This window comes from Sporosarcina sp. FA9, from assembly GCF_051550205.1.
Taxonomy (GTDB): Bacteria; Bacillota; Bacilli; order Bacillales_A; family Planococcaceae; genus Sporosarcina.
This window is the reverse complement of sequence record NZ_CP188819.1, coordinates 2,938,712-2,945,000: the sequence shown is the minus strand read 5'-3', so window position 1 is coordinate 2,945,000 and position 6,289 is coordinate 2,938,712. Positions and strand designations below refer to the sequence as shown.

The 6,289-nt window shown below is 45.1% G+C and carries 3 protein-coding genes, 17 tRNA genes and 2 rRNA genes (1 of these 22 only partly in view); all 22 read left to right on the top strand.

Translation table 11 applies throughout. The features are described from left to right. Positions 1–2,428, top strand: a 23S ribosomal RNA gene (locus ACP8HH_RS15040) (it extends 528 nt beyond the left edge of the window). A 165-nt stretch (positions 2,429–2,593) separates the two neighbouring features. Continuing rightward, a 5S ribosomal RNA gene (gene rrf / locus ACP8HH_RS15035) occupies positions 2,594–2,709 on the top strand. A 54-nt stretch (positions 2,710–2,763) separates the two neighbouring features. Continuing rightward, a tRNA-Asn gene (locus ACP8HH_RS15030) sits at positions 2,764–2,838 on the top strand. Positions 2,839–2,841: 3 nt separating this feature from the next. Continuing rightward, positions 2,842–2,933: transfer RNA gene (locus tag ACP8HH_RS15025), tRNA-Ser, on the top strand. 21 nt (positions 2,934–2,954) lie between these two features. Then, positions 2,955–3,029 (top strand) — tRNA-Glu (locus ACP8HH_RS15020). A 79-nt stretch (positions 3,030–3,108) separates the two neighbouring features. Then, a tRNA-Val gene (locus ACP8HH_RS15015) sits at positions 3,109–3,184 on the top strand. A 78-nt stretch (positions 3,185–3,262) separates the two neighbouring features. Then, positions 3,263–3,337 (top strand) — tRNA-Met (locus ACP8HH_RS15010). A 129-nt stretch (positions 3,338–3,466) separates the two neighbouring features. Beyond that, positions 3,467–3,541 (top strand) — tRNA-Met (locus ACP8HH_RS15005). Between the two features lie 4 nt (positions 3,542–3,545). Then, positions 3,546–3,621: transfer RNA gene (locus ACP8HH_RS15000), tRNA-Asp, on the top strand. 25 nt (positions 3,622–3,646) lie between these two features. Next, a tRNA-Phe gene (locus ACP8HH_RS14995) sits at positions 3,647–3,722 on the top strand. Between the two features lie 27 nt (positions 3,723–3,749). Beyond that, positions 3,750–3,825 (top strand) — tRNA-Thr (locus ACP8HH_RS14990). A gap of 28 nt (positions 3,826–3,853) precedes the next feature. Beyond that, positions 3,854–3,938 (top strand) — tRNA-Tyr (locus ACP8HH_RS14985). 4 nt (positions 3,939–3,942) lie between these two features. Beyond that, a tRNA-Trp gene (locus tag ACP8HH_RS14980) sits at positions 3,943–4,016 on the top strand. A gap of 64 nt (positions 4,017–4,080) precedes the next feature. After that, positions 4,081–4,153, top strand: a tRNA-His gene (locus ACP8HH_RS14975). A 38-nt stretch (positions 4,154–4,191) separates the two neighbouring features. Next, positions 4,192–4,264 (top strand) — tRNA-His (locus tag ACP8HH_RS14970). 12 nt (positions 4,265–4,276) lie between these two features. Continuing rightward, a tRNA-Gln gene (locus ACP8HH_RS14965) sits at positions 4,277–4,347 on the top strand. A gap of 9 nt (positions 4,348–4,356) precedes the next feature. Continuing rightward, a tRNA-Gly gene (locus tag ACP8HH_RS14960) sits at positions 4,357–4,431 on the top strand. Between the two features lie 9 nt (positions 4,432–4,440). Continuing rightward, a tRNA-Cys gene (locus ACP8HH_RS14955) sits at positions 4,441–4,514 on the top strand. Positions 4,515–4,553: 39 nt separating this feature from the next. Beyond that, positions 4,554–4,634: transfer RNA gene (locus ACP8HH_RS14950), tRNA-Leu, on the top strand. A gap of 355 nt (positions 4,635–4,989) precedes the next feature. Further along, positions 4,990–5,172 (top strand): helix-turn-helix domain-containing protein, encoded by a 183-nt coding sequence (locus ACP8HH_RS14945; protein ID WP_438312648.1) that lies wholly within the window; start codon positions 4,990–4,992, stop codon positions 5,170–5,172. A gap of 280 nt (positions 5,173–5,452) precedes the next feature. Further along, positions 5,453–5,617 (top strand): hypothetical protein, encoded by a 165-nt coding sequence (locus ACP8HH_RS14940; protein WP_438312646.1) that lies wholly within the window; start codon positions 5,453–5,455, stop codon positions 5,615–5,617. 34 nt (positions 5,618–5,651) lie between these two features. Further along, positions 5,652–6,020: an IS30 family transposase gene (locus ACP8HH_RS14935; RefSeq protein WP_438319208.1), complete on the top strand. Its 369-nt coding sequence runs from the start codon at positions 5,652–5,654 to the stop codon at positions 6,018–6,020. Positions 6,021–6,289: the final 269 nt, after the last annotated feature.

Sequence of the window (6,289 nt, the reverse complement as noted above, 5' to 3'; positions counted from 1 at the left end):
CCCCGGAAGGGGAGTGAAATAGATCCTGAAACCATGTGCCTACAAGTAGTCAGAGCCCGGTGCGTATTTTCCTTCGGGGAAATACGCTGGGTGATGGCGTGCCTTTTGTAGAATGAACCGGCGAGTTACTGATTCCATGCAAGGTTAAGCAGAGAATGCGGAGCCGCAGCGAAAGCGAGTCTGAATAGGGCGAATAAGTATGGGGTCGTAGACCCGAAACCAGGTGATCTACCCATGTCCAGGGTGAAGGTAAGGTAACACTTACTGGAGGCCCGAACCCACGTATGTTGAAAAATGCGGGGATGAGGTGTGGGTAGCGGTGAAATTCCAATCGAACCTGGAGATAGCTGGTTCTCTCCGAAATAGCTTTAGGGCTAGCCTCAAACGATAGAATCTCGGAGGTAGAGCACTGTTTGGACTAGGGGCCCATCCCGGGTTACCGAATTCAGACAAACTCCGAATGCCGAAGATTTATGTTTGGGAGTCAGACTGCGGGTGATAAGATCCGTAGTCGAGAGGGAAACAGCCCAGACCACCAGTTAAGGTCCCCAAGTATCTGTTAAGTGGAAAAGGATGTGGCGTTGCCCAGACAACCAGGATGTTGGCTCAGAAGCAGCCATCATTTAAAGAGTGCGTAATAGCTCACTGGTCGAGTGGCGCTGCGCCGAAAATGTACCGGGGCTAAACAGATCACCGAAACTGTGGATTGACACGTATGTGTCAGTGGTAGGAGAGCGTTCCAAGTGCGTCGAAGCTAGATCGTAAGGACTAGTGGAGCGCTTGGAAGTGAGAATGCCGGTATGAGTAGCGAAAGAAGGGTGAGAATCCCTTCCACCGAATGCCCAAGGTTTCCTGAGGAAGGCTCGTCCGCTCAGGGTTAGTCAGGACCTAAGTTGAGGCCGAAAGGCGTAGACGATGGACAACAGGTTGATATTCCTGTACCACCTCCCCGCCGTTTGAGCAATGGGGTGACGCAGTAGGATAGGGTGAGCGCACTGTTGGTTATGTGCGTCTAAGCAGTGAGGTGTGAAATGAGGCAAATCCCATTTCTATAACATTGAGCTGTGATGGCAAGGGGAGTATTCCCTGGAGTCCCTGATTTCACGCTGCCAAGAAAAGCCTCTAGCGAGGCGGGAGGTGCCTGTACCGCAAACCGACACAGGTAGGCGAGGAGAGAATCCTAAGGTGATCGAGAGAACTCTCGTTAAGGAACTCGGCAAAATGACCCCGTAACTTCGGGAGAAGGGGTGCTCTGGTAGGGTGTTAAAGCCCGAGAGAGCCGCAGTGAATAGGCCCAGGCGACTGTTTAGCAAAAACACAGGTCTCTGCAAAACCGCAAGGTGAAGTATAGGGGCTGACGCCTGCCCGGTGCTGGAAGGTTAAGAGGAGAGGTTAGCGCAAGCGAAGCTTCGAATTGAAGCCCCAGTAAACGGCGGCCGTAACTATAACGGTCCTAAGGTAGCGAAATTCCTTGTCGGGTAAGTTCCGACCCGCACGAAAGGCGTAACGATCTGGGCACTGTCTCAACGAGAGACTCGGTGAAATTATAGTACCTGTGAAGATGCAGGTTACCCGCGACAGGACGGAAAGACCCCGTGGAGCTTTACTGTAGCTTGATATTGAATTCCGATGCAACCTGTACAGGATAGGTAGGAGCCTTAGATTCCGGAGCGCTAGCTTCGGAGGAGGCGTTGGTGGGATACTACCCTGGTTGTATTGGACTTCTAACCCATGCCCCTTATCGGGGCAGGAGACAGTGTCAGGTGGGCAGTTTGACTGGGGCGGTCGCCTCCTAAAGAGTAACGGAGGCGCCCAAAGGTTCCCTCAGAATGGTTGGACATCATTCGTAGAGTGCAAAGGCATAAGGGAGCTTGACTGCGAGACCTACAAGTCGAGCAGGGTCGAAAGACGGGCTTAGTGATCCGGTGGTTCCGCATGGAAGGGCCATCGCTCAACGGATAAAAGCTACCCCGGGGATAACAGGCTTATCTCCCCCAAGAGTCCACATCGACGGGGAGGTTTGGCACCTCGATGTCGGCTCATCGCATCCTGGGGCTGTAGTCGGTCCCAAGGGTTGGGCTGTTCGCCCATTAAAGCGGTACGCGAGCTGGGTTCAGAACGTCGTGAGACAGTTCGGTCCCTATCCGTCGCGGGCGCAGGAAATTTGAGAAGAGCTGTCCTTAGTACGAGAGGACCGGGATGGACATACCGCTGGTGTACCAGTTGTCTTGCCAAAGGCATCGCTGGGTAGCTACGTATGGACGGGATAAATGCTGAAAGCATCTAAGCATGAAGCCCCCTTCGAGATGAGATTTCCCATTACGCAAGTAAGTAAGATCCCTCAAAGAAGATGAGGTTGATAGGTCCGGGGTGTAAGCGCGGCGACGTGTGTAGCTGACGGATACTAATTGATCGAGGACTTAACCAAATAATGAAGAGGTATGATTGACCTCGATTTGTCGGAAGAATCTAACCATTCTTCCTTAATGTCTGTTTTATCCAGTTTTGAGCGAACAAAACAAATTTGTTTTGAAAAACGCTTGATATTTCTCTGTGGTTTGATATAATAGGTAATGTCTTGTGAAAAAAGTAGTCCAGTGATAATGGCGAAGAGGTCACACCCGTTCCCATACCGAACACGGTAGTTAAGCTCTTCAGCGCCGATGGTAGTTGGGGGTTCCCCCCTGCAAGAGTAGGACGTTGCTGGTCTATTTATTTCAAAAGAATCATCTATAGTACATTGAAATAAGTTAGTTACATTATTCCGCAGTAGCTCAGTGGTAGAGCAATCGACTGTTAATCGATCGGTCGTAGGTTCGAGTCCTACCTGCGGAGCCAATTGGAGAGCTGTCCGAGTGGCCGAAGGAGCACGATTGGAAATCGTGTAGGCGGTTAACGCTGTCTCAAGGGTTCAAATCCCTTGCTCTCCGCCAGATTCCAATTATATTACATATGGCCCGTTGGTCAAGCGGTTAAGACACCGCCCTTTCACGGCGGTATCACGGGTTCGAATCCCGTACGGGTCACCATTATATAATTGAAAAGAATATGTGTTACTACTGAATTGATTTACATTAATAAAGAAAAAAACTGTATTTATTTTACCCAGGAGGATTAGCTCAGCTGGGAGAGCACCTGCCTTACAAGCAGGGGGTCGGCGGTTCGAGCCCGTCATCCTCCACCATATATTTTTGTTTGCTAGTGTTGCGATTTACTGTATAGTAAGATTTAGTTACACTTATATGTATCTTTTACTTATTGTCGCGGGGTGGAGAAGTGGTATCTCGTCGGGCTCATAATCCGAAGGTCACAGGTTCAAATCCTGTCCCCGCAACCAATTTATATCTAATGAAGAAGTTAAACAAAGAAAACACTATAGTATTAACGCTAGTAAAGGCGAAGCCTTGAATGTTGTATACTATTCAGTAGCGTTCATCTAATAACAAATTTCAACTTATAGTATTGTCGCGGGGTGGAGAAGTGGTATCTCGTCGGGCTCATAATCCGAAGGTCACAGGTTCAAATCCTGTCCCCGCAACCAAAAAGGTCCCGTGGTGTAGCGGTTAACATGCCTGCCTGTCACGCAGGAGATCGCGGGTTCGATTCCCGTCGGGACCGCCATTTATTTAATGTACTACATAGTTTTGGCTCAGTAGCTCAGTCGGTAGAGCAAAGGACTGAAAATCCTTGTGTCGGCGGTTCGATTCCGTCCTGAGCCACCATTTTGTTAATTAGTAACTTTATATAAAGCCGGAGTAGCTCAACTGGTAGAGCAACTGACTTGTAATCAGTAGGTTGAGGGTTCAAGTCCTTTCTCCGGCACCATAGTTCTTGTATCTTTTGGTTTTAATATGGTGGGGTAGCGAAGTGGCTAAACGCGGCGGACTGTAAATCCGCTCCCTACGGGTTCGGCAGTTCGAATCTGCCCCCCACCACCATTTTAGGGGTATAGTTCAACGGTAGAATAAAGGTCTCCAACACCTTCGATGTGGGTTCGAATCCTACTACCCCTGCCATCTAACTTTATTGCAATTAATAAATGAATTATCTTTAGTAGTGAATCATCAATATTATATTATGGCGATTGTGGCGAAGTGGTTAACGCATCGGATTGTGGTTCCGACATTCGAGGGTTCGATTCCCTTCAGTCGCCCCTTTTAATTTTATGGTATTTGTGGTATTTATATTATGGCGATTGTGGCGAAGTGGTTAACGCATCGGATTGTGGTTCCGACATTCGAGGGTTCGATTCCCTTCAGTCGCCCATTTTTATTTTTGGGGTATAGCCAAGCGGTAAGGCATCGGACTTTGACTCCGTCATCGTTGGTTCGAATCCAGCTACCCCAGTATTTTTTTGCGGAAGTAGTTCAGTGGTAGAATACGACCTTGCCAAGGTCGGGGTCGCGGGTTCGAATCCCGTCTTCCGCTCCATTTATCTACGGCGGCATAGCCAAGCGGTAAGGCATGGGTCTGCAACACCCTTATCACCGGTTCAATTCCGGTTGCCGCCTCCATTTTTACAATTAATGCTTCTTGAAAACTATATATTCTTTGCCCGAGTGGTGGAATGGCAGACACGTCGCACTCAAAATGCGATGCCGCGAGGCGTGCCGGTTCAAGTCCGGCCTCGGGTATCAATAGGTAATAATCGGTTAATTTCAGTAAAACCTATAGCATCTACAAACGTTGATAACACAGCGTTTGTAGATGCTTTTTATTTTGGTGAAATACGATGTGTTTTGAAACTTTTTACATAAATTTTATTCAAGAATATATCCAATTTTAATTCGACACCTTGGTTATTTTAGAAAGTATATGTTCCTATATCATTTATTAATAATCCTATCCTGAATAATAAGATAGGGTTATTAAATCATAAATATATAATTATTTAAACTTTCTGTGTCTTTAATAATGTTCCACATTTTTCTCGAATTTTGTAAGTCTTCCTCATAAGAGTTTCGTAATTCTGAGTACCAATGCTTTAAGTTGGGATCGGAAATAAGTTTTTTATATTCCTTCGTTTTAAAAAAACCTATCACCCTTGAAAGCGGTCAAATTGCTACTATCAAACAAGCGTGTCACTCCAATCGAGATATTGCAAGGCACCTAAGCCGTGCCCACCAAACGATTGCCAATGAACCTAAAGCGTGGAAAACCTACACAACTTAAGACGAGGAGTACGCCCTACACGGCTTATTTCGCTGAAACGGGAGAGGCCGTATACGAATAAAACAGACTCAATTGTGGTGCTAAAAGTAAGTTGCTGATCGCAATCGAATTTATTGATTTTGCTTGCAATCAGATCCTCAATCATGGTTGTTCACCTGATGCGGTTATTGGGATTGCAAAACGACAAGTCGACTGGAAAGATAAGCAAATGGTACCGACTTAAAAGCTTTATAACTATATCGATTAAGATTTATTAATCGTTCGAAATATCGATTTACCGATGAAAATAAAACTGAATACAAAGACGAAACGCGTCCGAAAAAATCGTAAGGTTTTAGGTACAAGTATTGCTGAACTACCACCTCAAATTGAAGATAGAGTGGAATTCGGTCATTGGGAAATTGACACCGTAGAAGGAAAAAGTTTGACGATTACGTATTTTTAACGCTCGTTGAAGGTAAAACGAGAAACTATATGCCATCATAATTGACAATCTAGATCACGATTTAGTTGACTATTTAGTTGACTATTCTATTAGTAAATTACAACAATATTTTGGAGGAAATTTCCTCAAGGTATTCAAGACCATCACTTCTGACAATGGCAGTGAGTTTTCCAATCTATCGATGAGTTTAAAAGATGTCACGGATGTCTATTTTGCTCGCCCTTATGCCCATTATGAAAGAGGTTCCAACGAGCGACACAATGGTCTTTTAAGACGCTATATCCCTATAGGGAAAGCGATTTCCAATTATTCTACAGAAGTCATCCAACGTGTTTATCAGATGCTTAATAATTTACTGAGAAAGATTCTAGACTATCAACAAAAAGCAGTTCTTCTTGAATAAGAATTAGCCAAATTAGCTTAGGATTTCAAAAACAAGATCAAAGTTAAAAACAAATTTCTAAGAACGATGATAAAAGACCCCCATTCATAAATAGACTGGATTTTATCTAAGTGCCTAACTTAATATTGCGATTTAAAGATAATTTAGACTTTAAGGAAGCAAACAATCTGTTAGACTTAAAATTGATGGTAGATGAATACAAATATTGACACTACCAAAAGTTAGTTTAGGTAAAATTACTTAATAACCAATTTGTTATTAAGCGATAT